Annotated in this window: 30 protein-coding genes; 29 read left to right on the forward strand and 1 reads right to left on the reverse strand. The window is 63.2% G+C overall.

Annotated elements, in window-relative coordinates; all coding sequences use genetic code 11:
* Nucleotides 1-38 precede the first annotated feature (38 nt).
* The 29 genes from tuf (at nucleotide 39) to ACZK3J_RS04025 (ending at nucleotide 16,565) form a co-directional block, all read left to right on the forward strand.
* Nucleotides 39-1,229, forward strand: coding sequence for an elongation factor Tu (gene tuf / locus ACZK3J_RS03885; RefSeq protein ID WP_049416993.1), 1,191 nt, complete (start codon nucleotides 39-41; stop codon nucleotides 1,227-1,229).
* A 332-nt stretch (nucleotides 1,230-1,561) separates the two neighbouring features.
* A complete protein-coding gene (gene rpsJ / locus ACZK3J_RS03890; RefSeq protein ID WP_005408208.1) occupies nucleotides 1,562-1,873 on the forward strand; it encodes a 30S ribosomal protein S10 in 312 nt (103 codons plus the stop codon).
* 11 nt (nucleotides 1,874-1,884) lie between these two features.
* Complete coding sequence (gene rplC, locus ACZK3J_RS03895) at nucleotides 1,885-2,535, forward strand: 50S ribosomal protein L3 (RefSeq protein WP_004145336.1); 651 nt, start codon at nucleotides 1,885-1,887, stop codon at nucleotides 2,533-2,535.
* Nucleotides 2,536-2,547: 12 nt separating this feature from the next.
* Nucleotides 2,548-3,153 (forward strand): 50S ribosomal protein L4, encoded by a 606-nt coding sequence (gene rplD / locus ACZK3J_RS03900; protein ID WP_004145337.1) that lies wholly within the window; start codon nucleotides 2,548-2,550, stop codon nucleotides 3,151-3,153.
* A complete protein-coding gene (rplW, locus tag ACZK3J_RS03905) occupies nucleotides 3,150-3,449 on the forward strand; it encodes a 50S ribosomal protein L23 (RefSeq protein WP_004145338.1) in 300 nt (99 codons plus the stop codon). Before rplD ends, rplW begins: the two co-directional genes overlap by 4 nt.
* Before the next feature lie 10 nt (nucleotides 3,450-3,459).
* Nucleotides 3,460-4,287: a 50S ribosomal protein L2 gene (gene rplB, locus ACZK3J_RS03910; protein WP_004145339.1), complete on the forward strand. Its 828-nt coding sequence runs from the start codon at nucleotides 3,460-3,462 to the stop codon at nucleotides 4,285-4,287.
* Nucleotides 4,288-4,293: 6 nt separating this feature from the next.
* On the forward strand, nucleotides 4,294-4,563 hold the full coding sequence (gene rpsS, locus ACZK3J_RS03915) for a 30S ribosomal protein S19 (RefSeq protein ID WP_004154485.1): 270 nt from the start codon (nucleotides 4,294-4,296) through the stop codon (nucleotides 4,561-4,563).
* 12 nt (nucleotides 4,564-4,575) lie between these two features.
* Complete coding sequence (rplV, locus tag ACZK3J_RS03920; protein WP_004145348.1) at nucleotides 4,576-4,911, forward strand: 50S ribosomal protein L22; 336 nt, start codon at nucleotides 4,576-4,578, stop codon at nucleotides 4,909-4,911.
* Between the two features lie 18 nt (nucleotides 4,912-4,929).
* The gene (gene rpsC, locus ACZK3J_RS03925; RefSeq protein WP_005415414.1) at nucleotides 4,930-5,664 is read left to right on the forward strand and encodes a 30S ribosomal protein S3; all 735 of its coding nucleotides are present in this window, start codon (nucleotides 4,930-4,932) and stop codon (nucleotides 5,662-5,664) included.
* A 5-nt stretch (nucleotides 5,665-5,669) separates the two neighbouring features.
* Nucleotides 5,670-6,083: a 50S ribosomal protein L16 gene (rplP, locus tag ACZK3J_RS03930; RefSeq protein WP_004154486.1), complete on the forward strand. Its 414-nt coding sequence runs from the start codon at nucleotides 5,670-5,672 to the stop codon at nucleotides 6,081-6,083.
* The gene (gene rpmC / locus ACZK3J_RS03935) at nucleotides 6,083-6,268 is read left to right on the forward strand and encodes a 50S ribosomal protein L29 (RefSeq protein WP_004154487.1); all 186 of its coding nucleotides are present in this window, start codon (nucleotides 6,083-6,085) and stop codon (nucleotides 6,266-6,268) included. The genes rplP and rpmC overlap by 1 nt, the downstream gene beginning before the upstream one ends.
* A gap of 11 nt (nucleotides 6,269-6,279) precedes the next feature.
* Entirely contained in the window at nucleotides 6,280-6,549 is a 270-nt protein-coding gene (rpsQ, locus tag ACZK3J_RS03940) for a 30S ribosomal protein S17 (protein WP_004154489.1), read from the forward strand.
* Between the two features lie 11 nt (nucleotides 6,550-6,560).
* Nucleotides 6,561-6,929 carry a 50S ribosomal protein L14 gene (gene rplN / locus ACZK3J_RS03945; RefSeq protein WP_004145357.1) on the forward strand — a complete coding sequence of 123 codons (369 nt, stop codon included), beginning with the start codon at nucleotides 6,561-6,563 and terminating at the stop codon, nucleotides 6,927-6,929.
* Nucleotides 6,930-6,945: 16 nt separating this feature from the next.
* Nucleotides 6,946-7,263, forward strand: a complete 318-nt coding sequence (gene rplX, locus ACZK3J_RS03950; RefSeq protein ID WP_004154490.1) for a 50S ribosomal protein L24 — start codon at nucleotides 6,946-6,948, stop codon at nucleotides 7,261-7,263.
* A gap of 11 nt (nucleotides 7,264-7,274) precedes the next feature.
* Nucleotides 7,275-7,817 (forward strand): 50S ribosomal protein L5, encoded by a 543-nt coding sequence (gene rplE, locus ACZK3J_RS03955; protein WP_004154491.1) that lies wholly within the window; start codon nucleotides 7,275-7,277, stop codon nucleotides 7,815-7,817.
* An 18-nt stretch (nucleotides 7,818-7,835) separates the two neighbouring features.
* Nucleotides 7,836-8,141 carry a 30S ribosomal protein S14 gene (rpsN, locus tag ACZK3J_RS03960; RefSeq protein WP_005408209.1) on the forward strand — a complete coding sequence of 102 codons (306 nt, stop codon included), beginning with the start codon at nucleotides 7,836-7,838 and terminating at the stop codon, nucleotides 8,139-8,141.
* A 258-nt stretch (nucleotides 8,142-8,399) separates the two neighbouring features.
* Nucleotides 8,400-8,798 carry a 30S ribosomal protein S8 gene (rpsH, locus tag ACZK3J_RS03965; RefSeq protein ID WP_005408210.1) on the forward strand — a complete coding sequence of 133 codons (399 nt, stop codon included), beginning with the start codon at nucleotides 8,400-8,402 and terminating at the stop codon, nucleotides 8,796-8,798.
* Nucleotides 8,799-8,816: 18 nt separating this feature from the next.
* Complete coding sequence (gene rplF / locus ACZK3J_RS03970; RefSeq protein WP_049401434.1) at nucleotides 8,817-9,341, forward strand: 50S ribosomal protein L6; 525 nt, start codon at nucleotides 8,817-8,819, stop codon at nucleotides 9,339-9,341.
* Nucleotides 9,342-9,421: 80 nt separating this feature from the next.
* The gene (gene rplR, locus ACZK3J_RS03975; RefSeq protein WP_024957318.1) at nucleotides 9,422-9,781 is read left to right on the forward strand and encodes a 50S ribosomal protein L18; all 360 of its coding nucleotides are present in this window, start codon (nucleotides 9,422-9,424) and stop codon (nucleotides 9,779-9,781) included.
* A 161-nt stretch (nucleotides 9,782-9,942) separates the two neighbouring features.
* Nucleotides 9,943-10,485, forward strand: a complete 543-nt coding sequence (rpsE, locus tag ACZK3J_RS03980; protein ID WP_005408213.1) for a 30S ribosomal protein S5 — start codon at nucleotides 9,943-9,945, stop codon at nucleotides 10,483-10,485.
* Entirely contained in the window at nucleotides 10,478-10,669 is a 192-nt protein-coding gene (gene rpmD / locus ACZK3J_RS03985) for a 50S ribosomal protein L30 (RefSeq protein WP_005408214.1), read from the forward strand. Before rpsE ends, rpmD begins: the two co-directional genes overlap by 8 nt.
* Before the next feature lie 6 nt (nucleotides 10,670-10,675).
* A complete protein-coding gene (gene rplO, locus ACZK3J_RS03990) occupies nucleotides 10,676-11,119 on the forward strand; it encodes a 50S ribosomal protein L15 (RefSeq protein ID WP_004154498.1) in 444 nt (147 codons plus the stop codon).
* Between the two features lie 7 nt (nucleotides 11,120-11,126).
* A complete protein-coding gene (secY, locus tag ACZK3J_RS03995) occupies nucleotides 11,127-12,494 on the forward strand; it encodes a preprotein translocase subunit SecY (RefSeq protein WP_005408215.1) in 1,368 nt (455 codons plus the stop codon).
* 347 nt (nucleotides 12,495-12,841) lie between these two features.
* A complete protein-coding gene (gene rpsM, locus ACZK3J_RS04000; protein WP_004154500.1) occupies nucleotides 12,842-13,198 on the forward strand; it encodes a 30S ribosomal protein S13 in 357 nt (118 codons plus the stop codon).
* An 11-nt stretch (nucleotides 13,199-13,209) separates the two neighbouring features.
* Nucleotides 13,210-13,599, forward strand: coding sequence for a 30S ribosomal protein S11 (gene rpsK / locus ACZK3J_RS04005; RefSeq protein ID WP_004145443.1), 390 nt, complete (start codon nucleotides 13,210-13,212; stop codon nucleotides 13,597-13,599).
* Nucleotides 13,600-13,614: 15 nt separating this feature from the next.
* Nucleotides 13,615-14,244: a 30S ribosomal protein S4 gene (gene rpsD, locus ACZK3J_RS04010; protein WP_004145446.1), complete on the forward strand. Its 630-nt coding sequence runs from the start codon at nucleotides 13,615-13,617 to the stop codon at nucleotides 14,242-14,244.
* Between the two features lie 55 nt (nucleotides 14,245-14,299).
* Nucleotides 14,300-15,298 carry a DNA-directed RNA polymerase subunit alpha gene (locus ACZK3J_RS04015; protein WP_005408216.1) on the forward strand — a complete coding sequence of 333 codons (999 nt, stop codon included), beginning with the start codon at nucleotides 14,300-14,302 and terminating at the stop codon, nucleotides 15,296-15,298.
* Nucleotides 15,299-15,489: 191 nt separating this feature from the next.
* Nucleotides 15,490-15,873 carry a 50S ribosomal protein L17 gene (gene rplQ / locus ACZK3J_RS04020; RefSeq protein WP_005408217.1) on the forward strand — a complete coding sequence of 128 codons (384 nt, stop codon included), beginning with the start codon at nucleotides 15,490-15,492 and terminating at the stop codon, nucleotides 15,871-15,873.
* A gap of 185 nt (nucleotides 15,874-16,058) precedes the next feature.
* Nucleotides 16,059-16,565 (forward strand): disulfide bond formation protein B, encoded by a 507-nt coding sequence (locus ACZK3J_RS04025; protein ID WP_010483974.1) that lies wholly within the window; start codon nucleotides 16,059-16,061, stop codon nucleotides 16,563-16,565.
* 64 nt (nucleotides 16,566-16,629) lie between these two features.
* Here ACZK3J_RS04025 and ACZK3J_RS04030 read toward each other — a convergent pair whose 3' ends face one another.
* The gene (locus tag ACZK3J_RS04030) at nucleotides 16,630-18,756 is read right to left on the reverse strand and encodes a TonB-dependent receptor (RefSeq protein WP_149909500.1); all 2,127 of its coding nucleotides are present in this window, start codon (nucleotides 18,754-18,756) and stop codon (nucleotides 16,630-16,632) included.
* Between the last annotated feature and the right edge of the window lie 81 nt (nucleotides 18,757-18,837).

The raw sequence follows: 18,837 nt of genomic DNA on the forward strand, positions 1-18,837 counted from the left end.
CTCTTGAAACCACTTACGAACAATCAAGGTATAGAACAATGGCAAAGGGTAAGTTCGAACGCACCAAGCCGCACGTCAACGTCGGCACCATCGGTCACGTCGACCACGGCAAGACCACGCTGACCGCCGCACTGACCAAGATCGGTGCCGAGCGCTTCGGTGGCGAGTTCAAGGACTACTCCTCGATCGACGCCGCGCCGGAAGAAAAGGCGCGTGGCATCACGATCTCGACCGCGCACGTCGAATACGAATCCCCGATCCGTCACTACGCCCACGTTGACTGCCCGGGCCACGCTGACTACGTCAAGAACATGATCACCGGTGCCGCCCAGATGGACGGCGCGATCCTGGTGTGCTCGGCCGCTGACGGCCCGATGCCGCAGACCCGTGAGCACATCCTGCTGTCGCGCCAGGTCGGCGTGCCGTACATCGTCGTGTTCCTGAACAAGGCCGACATGGTCGACGACGCCGAGCTGCTCGAGCTGGTCGAGATGGAAGTGCGCGAACTGCTGAGCAAGTACGAGTTCCCGGGCGACGACACCCCGATCATCGCCGGTTCGGCCCGTCTGGCGCTGGAAGGCGACCAGAGCGACATCGGCGTGCCGGCCATCCTGAAGCTGGTCGACGCGCTGGACAGCTGGATTCCGGAGCCGGAGCGTGCGATCGACAAGCCGTTCCTGATGCCGGTGGAAGACGTGTTCTCGATCTCGGGCCGCGGCACCGTGGTGACCGGTCGTATCGAGCGCGGCGTGATCAAGGTTGGCGACGAAATCGAAATCGTCGGCATCCGTCCGGTGCAGAAGACCACCGTGACCGGCGTTGAAATGTTCCGCAAGCTGCTGGACCAGGGTCAGGCAGGCGACAACGCTGGCCTGCTGCTGCGCGGCACCAAGCGTGACGACGTCGAGCGTGGCCAGGTGCTGGCCAAGCCGGGCACGATCAAGCCGCACACCAAGTTCGAAGGCGAAGTGTACGTCCTGTCGAAGGACGAGGGCGGCCGCCACACCCCGTTCTTCAACGGCTACCGTCCGCAGTTCTATTTCCGCACCACCGACATCACCGGCGCCGCCAAGCTGCCGGAAGGCGTCGAAATGGTGATGCCGGGTGACAACGTCAAGATGGAAGTCACCCTGATCAACCCGGTGGCCATGGACGAAGGTCTGCGCTTCGCCATCCGCGAAGGCGGCCGTACCGTCGGCGCCGGCGTGGTCTCGAAGATCATCGAGTAATCTGGTAGTATCAGCGCCCCGATGTTGCCTGGGTAGGGCATCGGGGCGTATCAAATGGGAAAGCAGGCACAGGATGTGCCTTGTGTTCCCCGGACCAGGAAGGGTCAATGCCATTCAGGCGGCGTCAACAGGCGACTGTTGACAGCTGCCTTGCGTGCCATTATGCTTCTACGTCTGGGCAGGCCGGGTAACTGGTCTGCCTACGTTTTTGAGGTCTATGGAGTGACCTTGGCGGCCTGCAGGACTGCGGGCCGTCCGTATTCAGGAATTTCATGGGACAAAGCAACCCAGAGGCTTTGTCTGTCGCTCTTTTAACGAAGGAACCTACCGCCATGGCGGACCAAAAGATCCGGATCCGGCTGAAAGCGTTCGATCATCGTCTGATCGACCGTTCGGCCAGCGAGATCGTTGAAACGGCAAAGCGGACCGGCGCGCAAGTGCGTGGCCCGATCCCGCTGCCGACCAAGATCGAGCGTTACACCGTTCTCGTTTCCCCGCACGTCGACAAGGACGCGCGTGACCAGTACGAGACCCGCACGCACAAGCGCGTGCTCGATATCGTTGACCCGAATGACAAGACCGTGGACGCGCTGATGAAGCTCGAACTGGCTGCCGGCGTCGACGTTCAGATCAAGCTGACCTGAGGACTACGACCATGACGAAGAAGTATTCGTTGGGCTTCGTGGGCCGCAAGGCTGGCATGAGCCGCGTGTTCACTGAAGATGGCCGCTCCATCCCGGTGACCCTGATCGAAGCAACCCCGAACCGCATCGCGCAGATCAAGACCGTCGAAACCGACGGCTACAGCGCCGTGCAGGTGACCGTCGGCGCGCGTCGCGCTGCCCTGGTCAACAAGCCAGAAGCCGGCCACTTCGCCAAGGCGAAGGTGGAAGCGGGTCGTGGCCTGTGGGAATTCCGCGTTGAAGACGCGCAGCTCGGCGATTTCGCCGTTGGCGGCGAAGTCAAGGCGGACATCTTCGAAGTCGGCCAGATCGTCGACGTCCAGGGTGTCACCAAGGGTAAGGGCTTCCAGGGCACCATCAAGCGCCACAACTTCCGTATGGGCGATGCAACCCACGGTAACTCGCTGTCGCATCGCGCGCCGGGTTCGCTGGGTCAGCGCCAGACCCCGGGTCGCGTTTTCCCGGGCAAGAAGATGTCGGGCCACATGGGCGCGGTGCAGCAGAGCACCCAGAACCTGGAAGTGGTCAAGGTCGACGTCGAGCGCGGTCTGATCGCCGTTCGCGGCGCCGTTCCGGGCGCGGCGGGTGGCGACGTGATCGTCCGTCCGGCGAGCAAGGCATAAGGAGAGATGACGATGGAACTCGTTATCACGGGTAGCAACAACAAGGTCTCGGTCTCCGACGCCGTGTTCGGTCGCGATTTCAGCGAAGATCTGGTCCACCAGGTCGTCGTTGCCTACCGCAACGCCGGTCGCGCCGGCACCAAGGCACAGAAGACTCGCTCCGAAGTGGCTGGTACCACCAAGAAGTCGAAGAAGCAGAAGGGCGGCGGCGCGCGTCATGGCGCACTGACGGCTCCGATCTTCGTCGGCGGCGGTGTCACCTTCGCGGCCAAGCCGCGCAGCTTCGAGCAGAAGGTCAATCGTAAGCAGTACCGTGCCGCCATGTGCGCGATCCTGTCCGAGCTGAACCGTCAGGGCCGTCTGACCATCGTGGAGTCCTTCGACGTCGAAGTGACCAACACGAAGGGTCTGATCGCCAAGCTGGCCGGCCTGGAAGTGGGCAAGCGCCCGCTGATCGTCACCGAAGAAGCGTCCGAGCACCTGTACCTGTCCGCCCGCAATCTGCCGTACGTGCAGGTGCGTGACGTCCAGGGTCTGGATCCGGTCTCGCTGGTGGGTGCCGACACGGTCGTCATCACCGCTGACGCGGTCAAGAAGGTCGAGGAGTGGCTGGCATGAACAGCAACGAAAAAATCTTCAGCGTGCTGCGTGCCCCGCGTGTCTCCGAAAAGACCGCGCGCCTGCAGGAACTCTCCAACCAGTATGTCTTCGAAGTTTCGAACGAAGCCACCAAGGCCGATGTAAAGGCCGCGGTTGAGCAGCTGTTCGACGTCAAGGTCGAAGCCGTCAACGTGGTCAACGTCAAGGGCAAGAACAAGTCCTTCCGTAACCGTGCTGGCCGCCGCGGCGATTGGCGCAAGGCGTACGTTCGCCTGGCCGATGGCCAGTCGATCGATGTAACGGCCAAGGCCTGAGGTACATCCCATGCCATTGATGAAATTCAAGCCCACTTCCCCCGGCCGCCGTTCGGCCGTGCGCGTGGTCACTCCCGACCTGCACAAGGGTGCTCCGCACGCTGCGCTGGTCGAGTCGCAGAGCCGCTCGGGTGGTCGAAACCACCATGGCCGCATCACCGTGCGTCACGTCGGTGGTGGTGCCAAGCAGCACTACCGCATCATCGACTTCAAGCGCAACAAGCTGGGCATCCCGGCGCGCGTGGAACGCATCGAATACGATCCGAACCGCACCGCGCACATCGCTCTGCTGTGCTACGTCGACGGTGAGCGTCGCTACATCATCGCCCCGAAGGGCCTGAAGGCTGGTGATCAGGTGATCGCTGGTTCGGATGCCCCGATCAAGGCTGGCAACACCCTGCCGCTGCGCAACATCCCGGTCGGCACCACCATCCACTGCATCGAACTGAAGCCGGGCAAGGGCGCTCAGATCGCTCGCGCCGCTGGTGCGGCCGTGCAGCTGGTGGCTCGCGAAGGCATCTACGCCACCCTGCGCCTGCGCTCGGGTGAAATGCGTAAGGTTCCGGTCGAGTGCTGCGCCACCATCGGCGAAGTCGGCAACGACGAGCACAGCCTGGAAAAGCTGGGCAAGGCCGGTGCCAAGCGTTGGCGCGGCGTCCGCCCGACCGTTCGTGGTGCTGCCATGAACCCGGTTGACCACCCGCACGGTGGTGGTGAGGCGAAGGCCGGCCAGGGTAATCCGCATCCGGTCACCCCGTGGGGTGTCCCGACCAAGGGTTACAAGACGCGCCATAACAAGCGCACTCAGCAGTTCATCGTCCGCGATCGTAGGGGCTAATCGACCATGGCACGTTCACTCAAGAAGGGCCCGTTCGTCGATCACCACCTCGTCAAGAAGGTGGAGGCCGCTGCGGGCAGCAAGAAGCCGATCAAGACCTGGTCGCGCCGTTCGATGATCCTGCCTGACATGGTAGGCGTCACCATTGCCGTGCATAACGGCAAGAACCACATCCCGGTTCTCGTCAACGAGAACATGGTCGGCCACAAGCTCGGCGAATTTGCCATCACCCGGACCTTCAAGGGTCACGGTGGTGACAAGAAGTCGGGCAAGTAAGGAGAGATGACAATGGAAGCGAAAGCCATCCTGCGCACTGCGCGCATCTCCCCGCAGAAGGCTCGTCTGGTCGCTGACCAGGTGCGCGGTCTGCCGGCCGAGCGTGCGGTCAACCTGCTGAAGTTCTCGGACAAGAAGGCTGCCCACCTGATCAAGAAGGTGGTGGAGTCGGCAATTGCCAACGCCGAGAACAACCAGGGCGCCGACGTCGACGAGCTGAAGGTTCAGACCATCATGGTTGATGAAGGTCCGACCCTGAAGCGTTTCATGGCGCGGGCGAAAGGCCGCGGTACCCGCATCCTCAAGCGCACCAGCCACATCACTGTGGTTGTGGGCGCCGCCAAGTAAGCGGATAAGGAAAAGACCATGGGTCATAAAGTTCATCCGATTGGTATCCGCCTCGGCATTTCCAAGGACTGGAACTCCAAGTGGTACGCCAACAAGGCCGAGTTCGCTGGTTACCTGGCAGCCGACCTGAAAGTGCGCGACATGCTGCGCAAGAAGCTGGCTCAGGCCGGCATCAGCAAGATCCTGATCGAGCGTCCGGCCAAGACCGCTCGCGTGACGATCCACACCGCCCGTCCGGGCGTGGTGATCGGCAAGCGCGGTGAGGACATCGAGAAGCTGCGCAAGGAAGTGAGCGAGATGATGGGCGTCCCGGCGCACATCAACGTCACCGAAGTGCGCAAGCCGGAACTGGACGCGCAGCTCGTTGCCGAGTCGATCGCCCAGCAGCTGGAGCGTCGCATCATGTTCCGCCGTGCAATGAAGCGCTCGGTCGGCAACGCGATGCGTCTGGGTGCCCTGGGCATCAAGGTCAACGTCGGTGGCCGCCTCAACGGTGCAGAAATCGCCCGTTCGGAGTGGTACCGCGAAGGCCGCGTGCCGCTGCACACCCTGCGTGCCGACATCGACTATGGCTTCGCTGAAGCCAAGACGACCTACGGCATCATCGGCATCAAGGTCTGGATCTACAAGGGCGAGGTCTTCGATTTCTCCCAGGTTGGCCAGGAAAAGCAGGACGACACCCCGTCGCGCAACGATCGTCACGATCGCGGCGACCGTGGTGACCGTCAGCGCCCGGCCCGTGAAGCGAGGTAACGACAATGTTGCAACCCAAGCGAACCAAGTACCGCAAGGTACACAAGGGCCGTAACGATGGCCTGAGCTGGAGCGCCAACGCTGTCAGCTTCGGCGAATACGGCCTGAAGGCAACCGCACACGGTCAGCTGACCGCGCGTCAGATCGAAGCGGCCCGCCGCTCGATCAGCCGCTACGTCAAGCGCGGCGGCAAGATGTGGATCCGCGTGTTCCCCGACAAGCCCATCACCAAGAAGCCCATCGAAGTCCGAATGGGTTCTGGTAAGGGCAACGTGGAATACTGGGTGGCCCAGATCCAGCCCGGCCGCATGATCTATGAAATCGAGGGTGTTTCCGAGGAAGTGGCTCGCGAGGCGTTCCGCCTGGCCGCCGCCAAGCTCTCGGTCACCACCACTTTCGTGACCCGTACGGTGCGCTGATGGATATCAAAACTCTCCGTGAAAAGTCGGCTGACGAACTCAAGGCCCACCTGATCGACCTGCGTAAGGAACAGTTCTCTGTCCGTATGCAGCAGGTCACCGGCCAGCTGCCGAAGACCCACGACATTCGCCGGGTCCGTCGCGAGATTGCTCGCGTCAAGACCCTGCTCGGCAGCACGAAGTAAGGATGGCCGCTATGAGCGACAATACTGAAAAGAAGACGCTGCGCACGGTCGAAGGCCGTGTCGTCAGCAACAAGATGGACAAGACGGTTACCGTCCTGGTTGAGCGTCAGGTCAAGCACGCGCTGTACGGCAAGTACATCAAGCGCTCGACGAAGCTGCACGCCCACGATGCCGACAACGCCTGCAAGGAAGGCGATGTCGTCCGCGTGACCGAGATTGCTCCGATGTCCAAGACCAAGAACTGGCGCGTGGTGGAAGTCATCACGCGCGCGGCTGAATAAGGAGCTGAATCATGATCCAGATGCAGAGCTACCTTGACGTCGCGGACAATTCGGGTGCCAAGCAGGTGATGTGCTTCAAGGTGCTGGGTGGTTCCAAGCGCCGTTACGCCGGCATCGGCGACATCATCAAGGTCACCGTGAAGGATGCGATTCCGCGCGGCAAGGTCAAGAAGGGTGAAGTGTATGACGCCGTCGTGGTGCGTACCCGCAAGGGTGTGCGTCGCGCCGACGGCTCGCTGATCCGCTTCGACGGCAACGCTGCCGTTCTGCTGAACAGCAAGCAGGAGCCGATCGGTACCCGTATCTTCGGGCCGGTGACCCGTGAACTTCGTTCGGAGAAGTTCATGAAGATCGTCTCGCTCGCTCCCGAAGTGCTGTGAGCGACAGGAGATAATCATGGCTAACCGTATCAAGAAGGGCGACCAGGTTGTCGTCAACGCTGGCAAGGACAAGGGTAAGCAGGGCGAAGTCGTCCGCGTCGACGGCGACCGTGTGGTCGTCGCCAACGTGAACATCGTCAAGCGCCACACCAAGCCGAACCCGCAGGCAGGTGTTGCCGGCGGCGTGGTCGAGCGCGAAGCTTCGATCCATATCTCCAACGTGAATGTTCTGAACCCGGCTTCGGGCAAGGGCGAACGCGTTGGCTTCAAGGTGCTGGAGGATGGACGCAAACTGCGTGTGTTCCGCTCCAGCGGTGAGGCGCTCGACGCCTGAGGAATGAGAAGATGAGTTCCCGTCTCGAAAAGTTCTACAAGGACGAAGTGGTGCCGGCGCTGATGAAGCAGTTCGGCTACACCAATCCGATGGAAGTGCCGAAGCTGGTCAAGGTCACCCTGAACATGGGTGTCGGCGAAGCGGCCACCAACAAGAAGATCCTGGAAAACGCCGTCGGCGACATGACCAAGATTTCCGGCCAGAAGCCGGTTGTCACCAAGTCGCGTGTGTCGGTTGCGTCGTTCAAGATCCGCGATGGTTGGCCGATCGGCTGCAAGACCACGCTGCGTCGCCACAAGATGTACGAGTTCCTGGATCGCCTGATCAACATCTCGCTGCCGCGCGTGCGCGACTTCCGTGGTGTTTCCGGTCGTTCCTTCGACGGCCGCGGCAACTTCAACATGGGTGTGAAGGAGCAGATCATCTTCCCGGAAATCGACTTCGACGCCGTCGACGCGATCCGCGGTATGGATATCGCCATCACCACCACTGCGAAGACCGACGCGGAAGCGAAGGCGCTGCTGGCAGCGTTCAAGTTCCCGTTCCGTAACTGATCTGTCGAGGAAACCGAAATGGCAAAGACCTCCATGGTCAACCGCGACATCAAGCGGGAAAAGCTGGCAAAGAAGTACGCTGAAAAGCGTGCAGCTCTGAAGAAGATCGTGTCCTCCGTGGACGCGACCTACGAAGAGAAGATCGACGCCGCAACCAAGCTGGCCAAGCTGCCGCGCGATTCGTCGCCGAGCCGCCAGCGCAACCGTTGCGAGCTGTCGGGTCGTCCGCGTGGCGTCTACAGCAAGTTCGGCCTGGGCCGTAACAAGCTGCGTGAAGCCACCATGCGTGGCGACGTCCCGGGTCTGCGCAAGGCCAGCTGGTAATCCCGGCCGGCCCTGCGATCAGGAGCCCCTTCGGGGGTTCCTGAACCGGGCAGGGGAGGCATTCAGCTTTCCCGACGCAAAAAAACCGAAGAGCCCGGCGCAAGCCGGGCTCTTTTGGCGTATACTCCCGCGTCTTGCCCTGTGCAGACGGGGTTGTAGGAGTGGGCTTCCGGCCCGCTGCAACAAGGGGCCTGGCCCGTTTCCAGGAGACAACAGATTTTCGCGAAAGCGGATATCGGTGCACTCAAAGGTACTCATATGAGCATGACTGATCCCATCGCCGACCTGCTGGTCCGCATCAAGAATGCGGCCGCGGTTGGCAAGCAGACGGTGAAAGCCCCGTCGTCCAAGATCAAGGTTGCGATTGCCCAGGTCCTGAAGGACGAGGGTTACATCACCGACCTGCGCGTGACCCAGCTGGAAAACAACAAGTCCGAGCTGGAAATCGTGCTGAAGTATTTCGAAGGCAAGCCGGTCATCGCGACCCTGAAGCGCTTCTCGCGTTCGGGCCTGCGCCAGTACCGCGGCAAGAGCGAGCTGCCGAAGGTCATGAACGGCCTGGGTATCTCCATCATTTCCACCTCCAAGGGCATCATGACTGATGCGCAGGCGCGCCAGCTGGGCGTCGGCGGCGAAGTCCTGTGCTTCGTGGCCTAAGGCGAAAGGAGTAGAACTATGTCCCGCGTAGCCAAGAAGCCGATCGACCTGGGTAAGGTTGAACTGAACGTCCAGTCGGACAGCGTCACCGCCAAGGGCCCGAAGGGCACCCTGTCGCTGGCCAAGCCGGCCGGTATTGCCATCAACGTCGACAACGGCGTTGCCACCCTGAGCACCGAGAACGCCGAGCTGGTCGCACTGACCGGTACCGTGCGTGCGATCCTGTCCAACATGGTCAAGGGCGTGTCCGAAGGCTTCGAGCGCAAGCTGGAGCTGGTCGGCGTGGGTTACCGCGCTGCCATGCAGGGCAAGGACCTGAGCCTGTCGCTGGGCTTCTCGCATCCGGTCGTGTTCGTGGCGCCGGAAGGCATCACCCTGTCGACCCCGACCCAGACCGAGATCCTGGTCCAGGGCGCTGACAAGCAGGTCGTCGGTGAAGTTGCCGCCAAGATCCGTGCGTTCCGCAAGCCGGAGCCGTACAAGGGCAAGGGCGTGAAGTACTCCGACGAAGTCATCATCCGTAAGGAAGCCAAGAAGGCATAAGCGCGAGTCCCTCGCAAGAGCCCGCACATCCCTGTGCGGACTTCTCAGGGAAAAGCTCTTCCTTCAGCTTTCAAGGAATAATCAAAATGAACAAGAACATCGCCCGCCTGCGTCGCGCCAAGTCGACCCGCGCCCACATCCGTGAGCTCGGCGTCGCCCGCCTGTCGGTGCTGCGCACCGGCCAGCACCTGTACGCCCAGGTCTTCACCGCCGACGGTTCCAAGGTGCTGGCTGCCGCCAACACCACCCAGACCGACGTCATGGAAGGCCTGAAGAACGGCAAGAACGCCGATGCCGCCGCCAAGGTTGGCCGCATCGTCGCCGAGCGCGCCAAGGCCGCCGGCGTCGAGAAGGTTGCCTTCGATCGTTCGGGCTACCGCTACCACGGCCGCATCAAGGCCCTGGCAGAAGCGGCCCGCGAAGCCGGCCTGCAGTTCTAAGGGACAAGGGCAGGGGGTCATTGGCCTCCTGCCTGCCTGCTCGCCAGCCTGAGTGAGGCTGGACGGCGCCGCTCTTCTGCAGCGGCCCACCGGAACGCCGCGTCACGCCACAACCATAAGCGGCTTCGAGCCGTACATACCCAAACAACCAAGGAATCAACATGGCAGAAGAGCGTCAGCAGCGGGGTCGCGATCGCGACCGTAACCGCGAAGAGAAGATCGACGACGGCATGATCGAAAAGCTGGTCGCGGTCAACCGCGTCAGCAAGACCGTCAAGGGTGGCCGCCAGTTCACCTTCACCGCCCTGACCGTTGTCGGCGACGGCGAAGGCAAGGTCGGTTTCGGTTATGGCAAGGCCCGCGAAGTGCCGGTCGCCATCCAGAAGTCGATGGAACAGGCCCGCAAGAACCTGGTCAGCGTTGACCTGAACAACGGCACCCTGTGGCACACCATCAAGGATGGTCACGGCGCAGCCCGCGTGTTCATGCAGCCGGCTTCGGAAGGTACCGGCGTCATCGCCGGCGGTGCCATGCGCGCCGTGCTGGAAGCGGTTGGCGTGAAGAACGTGCTGGCCAAGGCCACCGGTTCGCGCAACCCGATCAACCTGGTGCGTGCCACCGTGAAGGGCCTGTCTGCTGCGCAGTCGCCGGCCCGCATCGCGGCCAAGCGCGGCAAGAAGGTGGAGGAACTCAACCATGGCTAATGAGTCCAACAAGACTGTCAAGGTCCGCCTGGTGCGTGGCCTGCGTGGCACCCAGTCGCGTCACCGCCTGTCGGTGCGTGCCCTGGGCCTGAACAAGCTCAACGATGTGCGTGAACTGAAGGACAGCCCGCAGGTGCGCGGCCTGATCAACAAGGTTCAGTACCTCGTCCAGGTTGAGGAGTAATCGACCATGACTCTGCGTCTCAATGAACTGAGCCCGGCACCGGGCGCCCGCACCGAGCGTACCCGCGTCGGTCGCGGTATCGGCTCGGGCCTGGGCAAGACTGCCGGCCGCGGCCACAAGGGTTCGTTCGCCCGCAAGGGTGGCGGCAAGATCAAGGCTGGCTTCGAAGGCGGCCAGACCCCCATGCAGCGTCGTCTGCCGAAGATCGGCTTCCGTTCGCCGATCGCCAAGGACACCGCTGAAGTGCTGCTGTACGCGCTGGACAAGCTGCCGGCCGGTGAGATCGACTTCGCCGCGCTGCGTGCTGCCAAGCTGGTCCCGAGCACTGCAAAGAAGGCCAAGGTCGTCGTCAAGGGCGAAGTGACCAAGGCGTTCACCCTGAAGGGTATCGCTGCCACGGCTGGTGCCAAGGCTGCGATCGAAGCTGCCGGCGGCAGCGTAACGGAGTAAGAAAATCATGGCGCAAGCTGGCATCGGTAACCTCGCGGGCGGAATGGGCAAGTTCACTGAACTTCGCCAACGTTTGCTGTTCGTCGTCGGGGCTTTGATCGTCTATCGCATCGGCTGCTACGTGCCGGTGCCGGGCGTCAATCCCGATGCCATGCTTGCCATGATGCAACAGCAGGGCGGCGGCATCGTGGACATGTTCAACATGTTCTCGGGCGGCGCCCTGCACCGTTTCAGCATCTTCGCGCTGAACGTGATGCCGTACATCTCGGCATCGATCGTGATGCAGCTGGCCGTGCACATCTTCCCCGCCCTGAAGGCGATGCAGAAGGAAGGTGAGTCCGGCCGCCGCAAGATCACCCAGTATTCGCGCATCGGCGCCGTGCTGCTGGCAGTGGTGCAGGGTGGCTCGATCGCGCTGGCCCTGCAGGGCCAGGTCTCGCCGTCGGGCGCTCCGGTCGTGTACGCGCCGGGCATGGGCTTCGTGCTCACCGCCGTGGTCGCGCTGACCGCCGGCACCATGTTCCTGATGTGGGTCGGTGAGCAGGTCACCGAGCGCGGCATCGGCAACGGCGTGTCGCTGATCATCTTCGCCGGTATCGTCGCAGGCCTGCCGGGTGCGATCATCCACACCTTCGACGCCTACCGCGACGGCAACATCCAGTTCATCCAGCTGCTGCTGATCGCCATCGTCGTGCTCGCCTTCACCTTCTTCGTGGTGTTCGTCGAGCGTGGCCAGCGCCGGATCACGGTCAACTACGCGCGCCGCCAGGGCGGTCGCAACGCGTACATGAACCAGACCTCGTTCCTGCCGCTGAAGCTCAACATGGCCGGCGTCATCCCGGCGATCTTCGCCTCGAGCCTGCTGGCCTTCCCGGCCACCCTGGCCATGTGGTCCGGCCAGGCTGCCAACCAGAGCAGCTTCGGCCAGGTCCTGCAGAAGGTCGCCAACGCGCTCGGCCCGGGCGAGCCGCTGCACATGATCGTGTTCGCTGCGCTGATCACCGGTTTCGCGTTCTTCTATACCGCGCTGGTGTTCAACTCGCAGGAAACCGCCGACAACCTGAAGAAGTCGGGCGCGCTGATTCCGGGCATCCGTCCGGGCAAGGCCACTGCCGATTACATCGACGGCGTGCTGACCCGCCTGACCGCGGCCGGCTCGGCCTACCTGGTGATCGTCTGCCTGCTGCCGGAACTGATGCGCACGCAGCTGAACGCCTCGTTCTACTTCGGCGGTACTTCGCTGCTGATCGTGGTGGTGGTGGTGATGGACTTCATCGCCCAGGTGCAGGCGCACCTGATGTCCCACCAGTACGAGAGCCTGCTGAAGAAGGCCAACCTGAAGGGCGGCAACCGCGGCGGTTTTGCCCGCGGCTGATTGGCCTGTTATACTTTCGTCTTCCTGACGTGATGGTCCCTCCGCTTCGCGGACTCCGGCCACACAAACGAAGGGCGGCCCCCGCAGCGGTTCCGGGTGGGGGTGTGATGAGGTGGTCCCGCGCTGGAGTAGCGCGGGCGGCTCCGGGGGAAACCCCAGGTCCAACCCCATCCGGCGCCGGAGCCTGGGCACACTCCCCAGGCCGGGTTCATGAAACCGATGGTTTCACGGGCTTCCATGTAAACCGGAACCTTGTTAGTATCGCTAGTTCACTTTTTTGATCCATCCTGCCGGATTGGCGTGCCCGAGGCGCGCTGTCGGCCATCACTCAGCTGGAGAACCGCGTCATGGCGCGTATTGCAGGCGTCAACCTGCCAGCCCAGAAGCACGTCTGGGTCGGGTTGCAAAGCATTTACGGCATCGGCCGTACCCGTTCGAAGAAGGTCTGCGAAGTCGCAGGCGTTGCTTCGACCACCAAGATCCGCGATCTGTCGGAGCCGGAAATCGAGCGCCTGCGCGCCGAAGTCGGCAAGTACATCGTGGAAGGCGATCTGCGCCGTGAGATCGGCATCGCGATCAAGCGCCTGATGGACCTGGGCTGCTACCGCGGCCTGCGTCACCGTCGTGGCCTCCCGCTGCGTGGCCAGCGCACCCGTACCAACGCCCGCACCCGCAAGGGTCCGCGCAAGGCGATCAAGAAGTAAGGGACTGAGAAATGGCTAAGCCCGCTGCTAAGACCAAGAAGAAGATCAAGCGCGTCGTCACCGACGGCGTTGCCCACGTCCACGCTTCGTTCAACAACACCATCGTCACCATCACCGACCGCCAGGGCAACGCTCTGTCGTGGGCGACCTCCGGTGGCGCTGGCTTCCGCGGTTCGCGCAAGTCGACCCCGTTCGCTGCCCAGGTGGCTGCTGAAAAGGCCGGTCGTGCTGCGCTGGACTACGGCGTGAAGTCGCTGGAAGTCCGCATCAAGGGCCCGGGTCCGGGCCGTGAGTCGGCCGTGCGTTCGTTGAACAACGTCGGCTACAAGATCACCAACATCATCGACGTGACGCCTATCCCGCACAACGGGTGCCGTCCGCCGAAGAAGCGTCGCGTCTAAAGGGAGCGATAAGAAATGGCTCGTTATATCGGTCCTACCTGTAAGCTCGCCCGTCGCGAAGGCGCCGACCTGTCCCTGAAGAGCCCGGCGCGCGCGCTGGACTCGAAGTGCAAGCTGGAGCAGAAGCCCGGCCAGCACGGCGCCACTGCCCGCAAGGGCAAGCTGTCCGACTACGCCACCCAGCTGCGTGAAAAGCAGAAGGTCAAGCGTATCTACGGCCTGCTGGAGCGTCAGTTCCGCAACTACTACAAGAAGGCCTCGACCAAGAAGGGCAACACCGGCGAGAACCTGCTGCAGTTGCTGGAAACCCGCCTGGACAACGTCGTCTACCGCATGGGCTTCGCCGTGACCCGTCCGGCTGCCCGTCAGCTGGTGTCGCACCGCGGCGTCACCGTGAATGGCAAGTCGGTCAACCTGGCTTCGTACCAGGTCAAGGCTGGCGACGCCATCGCTCTGTCTGAAAAGGCTGCCAAGCAGCTGCGCGTCCAGGAAGCCCTGACCGTCGCCGCCCAGCATGACCTGAGCCCGTCGTGGGTTGAAGTGGATTCCGGCAAGTTCACCGGCATCTTCAAGGCTGTTCCGGATCGTTCGGATCTGCCTGCGGACATCAACGAAGCGCTGATCGTCGAGCTGTATTCGAAGTAATTCACATTGGAGAGCCCCCGGCGACGGCCGGGGGTTCACTAGGAGAACCCGCAACATGACGGTTACCGCCAACCAGGTTCTGCGTCCTCGCGGTCCGCAGATCGAACGCCTTACCGACACCCGTGCAAAGGTCGTTATCGAACCTTTGGAGCGGGGTTACGGGCATACGCTGGGTAATGCCCTGCGTCGCGTGCTGCTGTCGTCCATCCCGGGCTTCGCCATCACGGAAGTCGAAATCGACGGCGTGTTGCATGAGTACACCACGGTCGAAGGTCTGCAGGAGGACGTGCTCGAAGTCCTGCTGAACCTCAAGGACGTGGCCATCCGTATGCACTCCGGCGACAGCGCCACCCTGTCCCTGTCCAAGCAGGGCCCGGGCGTTGTCACCGCTGCCGACATCAAGGTCGACCACAATGTGGAGATCCTGAACGGCGACCATGTGATCTGCCACCTGACCAAGGACACGGCAATCAACATGCGTCTGAAGATCGAACGTGGTTTCGGCTACCAGCCGGCTGCCGCGCGTCGTCGTCCGGACGAAGAAACCCGTGCCATCGGCCGCCTGGTCCTGGATGCCTCGTTCTCGCCGGTCCGCCGCGTCGCCTATGCCGTGGAAGCGGCCCGCGTCGAACAGCGTACCGACCTGGACAAGCTGGTCATCGATATCGAGACCAACGGCACCATCGACGCCGAGGAAGCCGTGCGCACCGCCGCCGACATCCTCAGCGACCAGCTGTCGGTGTTCGGTGACTTCACCCACCGCGACCGCGGTGCGGCCAAGCCGGCCAACAACGGCGTGGATCCGGTGCTGCTGCGCCCGATCGACGATCTGGAGCTGACCGTGCGTTCGGCCAACTGCCTGAAGGCTGAAAGCATCTACTACATCGGCGATCTGATCCAGAAGACCGAAGTGGAGCTGCTGAAGACCCCGAACCTGGGCAAGAAGTCGCTCACCGAGATCAAGGAAGTGCTGGCTCAGCGCGGCCTGTCGCTCGGCATGAAGCTGGAGAACTGGCCGCCGGCCGGTGTCGCCAGCCACGGCATGCTGGGCTGATATCGGTAATGCCTGAAGGCTCCACCGTTCGCGGTGGGGCCTTCAACGCAACACACCATGCCACGACGAACCCCAGGTTCGCGCGGCAGGCCGCCCAGGACGGGTGGCCAGGACCAACCGCAGTCCGCGCAGCAACGCCAGGATGGCGACAACGATCCGCACAGTCTCATCATTAACCAAGGAATATCACCATGCGTCACCAGAAGTCTGGCCGTAAGTTCAGCCGTACCAGCGCCCACCGCGAAGCGATGTTCAAGAACATGGCTGCCTCGCTGTTCAAGCACGAGCTGATCAAGACCACCCTGCCGAAGGCCAAGGAACTGCGCCGCGTTGCCGAGCCGCTGATCACCCTGGCCAAGGTCGACTCCGTCGCCAACCGCCGTCTGGCGTTCGCTCGCCTGCGCGACAACGAAGCCGTGGGCAACCTGTTCACCATCCTGGGCCCGCGCTACGCGAACCGTCCGGGCGGCTACCTGCGTCTGCTGAAGTGCGGCTTCCGCGCTGGCGACAACGCGCCGATGGCCTACGTCGAGCTGGTTGACCGTCCGGTCGTGGCCGAGGAAGTGGCCGAGTAATCGGACCGCTCCAATGCGACACAGCGAAAGCCCGGCCTCTGCCGGGCTTTTGCGTTTCCGGGGGCGGATCCCTTTCTGCAGGACAGGGCTCTGACCCACACCGTTCCGACAGGCGTCACCTGTGGCGGTTCGAATGGCGCGCACTCTCGGTTACGCTTGGCGCCTGATCCATTCGAGCGTTGACGATGAATCCACTGCGCTGGCCCTTCCGCGCCCAGTTCTTCCTGGGCTTCCTGATCTGCGCGGGCCTGCTTGGCTACGCGATCTTCCTGCAGCTGAAGATGGGCCTGGAGCCGTGTCCGCTGTGCATCTTCCAGCGCCTGGCCTTCGCTGCGCTTGGCCTGCTGTTCCTGATCGGTGCACTGCATGGTCCGTCCAACCGCCCCGGACGCGCGACCTATGGCGTGCTGGCCTTCATTGCCGCCGCAGTGGGCGTGGGCATCGCCGCGCGCCACGTCTACGTGCAGATGCTGCCGCCGGAAATGGGGTCCACCTGTGGCCCGCCGCTGGCCTTCCTGAGCGAAACCATGGGGCCGCTGGAAGTGTTCCGCACGGTGCTGACCGGTACCGGCAACTGCGGCAACATCGACTGGACCTTCCTGGGCCTGACCATGCCGATGTGGTCGGGCGTGTGGTTCGTGCTGCTGGCGCTGTGGGCGCTGGTGGTGTCGCTGCGCAAGGTCAAGCGCTGAAGCAGGGTAGTGCCGGCCGCTGGCCGGCACACCGCGGGAATGCCGGCCAGCGGCCGGCACTATCTCAGAAATCCTGCTGCAGGCTCAGGTAGGCGCCGCGGCGCGGTCCCCATTGCGGGGCGAACACGCCGACGCCACCGCCATCGCGCAGCTGGTAACTGCGGTCCAACGCGTTGATCACCGCCAGCTGCACATGCAGTGGATGGCCGCTGTCGACATTGAAGTCGTGCCCGGCGCTGAGGTTCACCTGCAGGCAGGACGGCAGCTCGCCACCGTTGGGCACGCCCTCGGTGTCCGAACGCAGGCCGCTGCCGAACACGTAGTTGGCCCCGATCCGGTTGTGCCCGGCGAAGGCATAGCTGAGGCCACCCGACGAGGTCAGCTTCTGGTCGTGGTCGAGGTGGATCCAGTGGTTGGCCACATAGGCCAGCGCCTCGGGATCGAGGTTGTACTGGCTGGTGATGACATCCGTACCGATGGCTTTGTTCAACGCGGCATTGAAGTAGGCACTGAACGGACCGTTGCTGTAGTCGGCACTGAACTCCAGACCACGGATGTGTCCGCGGCGGTAGTTGAAGGTCGAGTAGATGTAGGCGGCGCCGAACTGGCCTTCGTCCTGCAGGCGGGCGACGCGGCGGTCGTACGCATCCAGTCCAAGGGTCAGGTGTTCGCCCAGTTGCTGCGAGACGCCGATGTCGTAGTAGTCGCTGCGCTCGGCCAGCGGCGTGTTGTTGCCGCCGCTGGACTGCTGGTTGGTGGTGCCGTCGTACAGGGCGATGTCGCTGCTGGCGATCAGTTCACTGGCCGGTGGCGTGAAATAGCGCGAATAGCCGGCATGCACGGTGGTGCTGTCGCTGGCATTCCAGACCACGCCCACGCGCGGGCTGAGCTGGCCCTCGGTGCGGCCGAAGGCCTTGTAGCGGTCACCGCGCAGACCGTAGTTGACGGTCCAGTCGTCGCCGATTTTCCACTCATCCTGTACGTACAACGCCAGCGTGCTGGCATGGAAGGCGCTGTGGTCAGGAATCAGCAGCGGCGTGGTGCTGGACTGCTGGCCGCCGTCATCAACCGGGAACACCCAGGTGTTGCTGCTGGCCCGTGCGTTCTCGTAGTTGCCGTACAAGCCGTAGCGCAGCGTGTGGTCGTTGCCCAGTGGTGTGGAGAAGTCGGCCTGCAGGGTGTTGGCACGGTTGCTGCGCTGCACCTGCGAGGCGACGCCACTGAACACCAGATCGCCGATGACGTCCGGGTTGAACGCTGCATCGCTGTAGCGCTGCCCGGCGGACAGCTGGTAGGCGGTGTTGCCCAGCGTGCCCTGCAGTACCAGCATGCCGAAGCGGGTGGTCTCGCGTTGGGTCTCATCCAGCTGGCTGGAATCGAAGGTGGTGGTGGCCAGGTAACCGAACTGCGGCGTCTGCCCCGGATTGACCGGAATCTGGAAACGGTTGTTGGCGAAACCGGCGAACACACTCAGGCGGGTGTTCTCGTTGACCAGGTAGGTCAGGTCGGCGAAGGCCTTGCCCTGGTGGGTATCGTCGTGCAGCGGCTTGCGCGAGTTGGTCGGATTCTCCAGGCCGACTTCGTTCTGGTCGTAGTTGCCGGTCAGGAACCAGCTCCAGCGTCCTTGGTTGCCCCACCAGGAGGCATTCGGGTTCACCTTGCCGAACGAGCCGGTGGTCAGTCCGGCGCTGCCACCGTTGCCCAGCTCGGCGCCATTGCGGGTGGTGATGTCGACCACCGCCGCGGTGCGCTCGCCGAACTGCGCCGGCAACGCGCCGTCCATCAGGCGGATGCTCTTGATGGTGCGCGCATCCAGGGTCTGGCCGAAGCCGGAAATCGACTCGGGCAGCAACACGCCGTTGATCCGGTACTGCAGGTTGGCGTGGTCGCCGCGCACGTGCACGCCGCCATAGGAATCCTGGACCACACCGGGTGCCTGCAGCAGCACCTGGCTGAGTGGCGCGGAGGCGCCCAGCGGCTGCTTCTGGATGTCCTCGGCGGTGATCTGGTACTGGCTGCTGCCGATGTCCGGCGACAACGCGTTGCGGGCCTGGTCGAGCTGGGCGCTGACGGTGACCGTGTCCAGGTCCTTGACCGCAGGCCCGGCGCCATCGGCGGCGGCCGCGAAGGCGGGCAGGCTGGCCAGGGCCAGGGCGAAGGTGATGCCGGTAGCGAGGGGCGAGGGCTTCATGATGGGAAGAGTGATGGCAGGGCGTGGAAGGGGCCGGTCCATGACGTGGAAGTGTTACTCCGTAACAGATCATGCGCCTGC

Source organism: Stenotrophomonas sp. 86428_Sma (genome assembly GCF_056481585.1).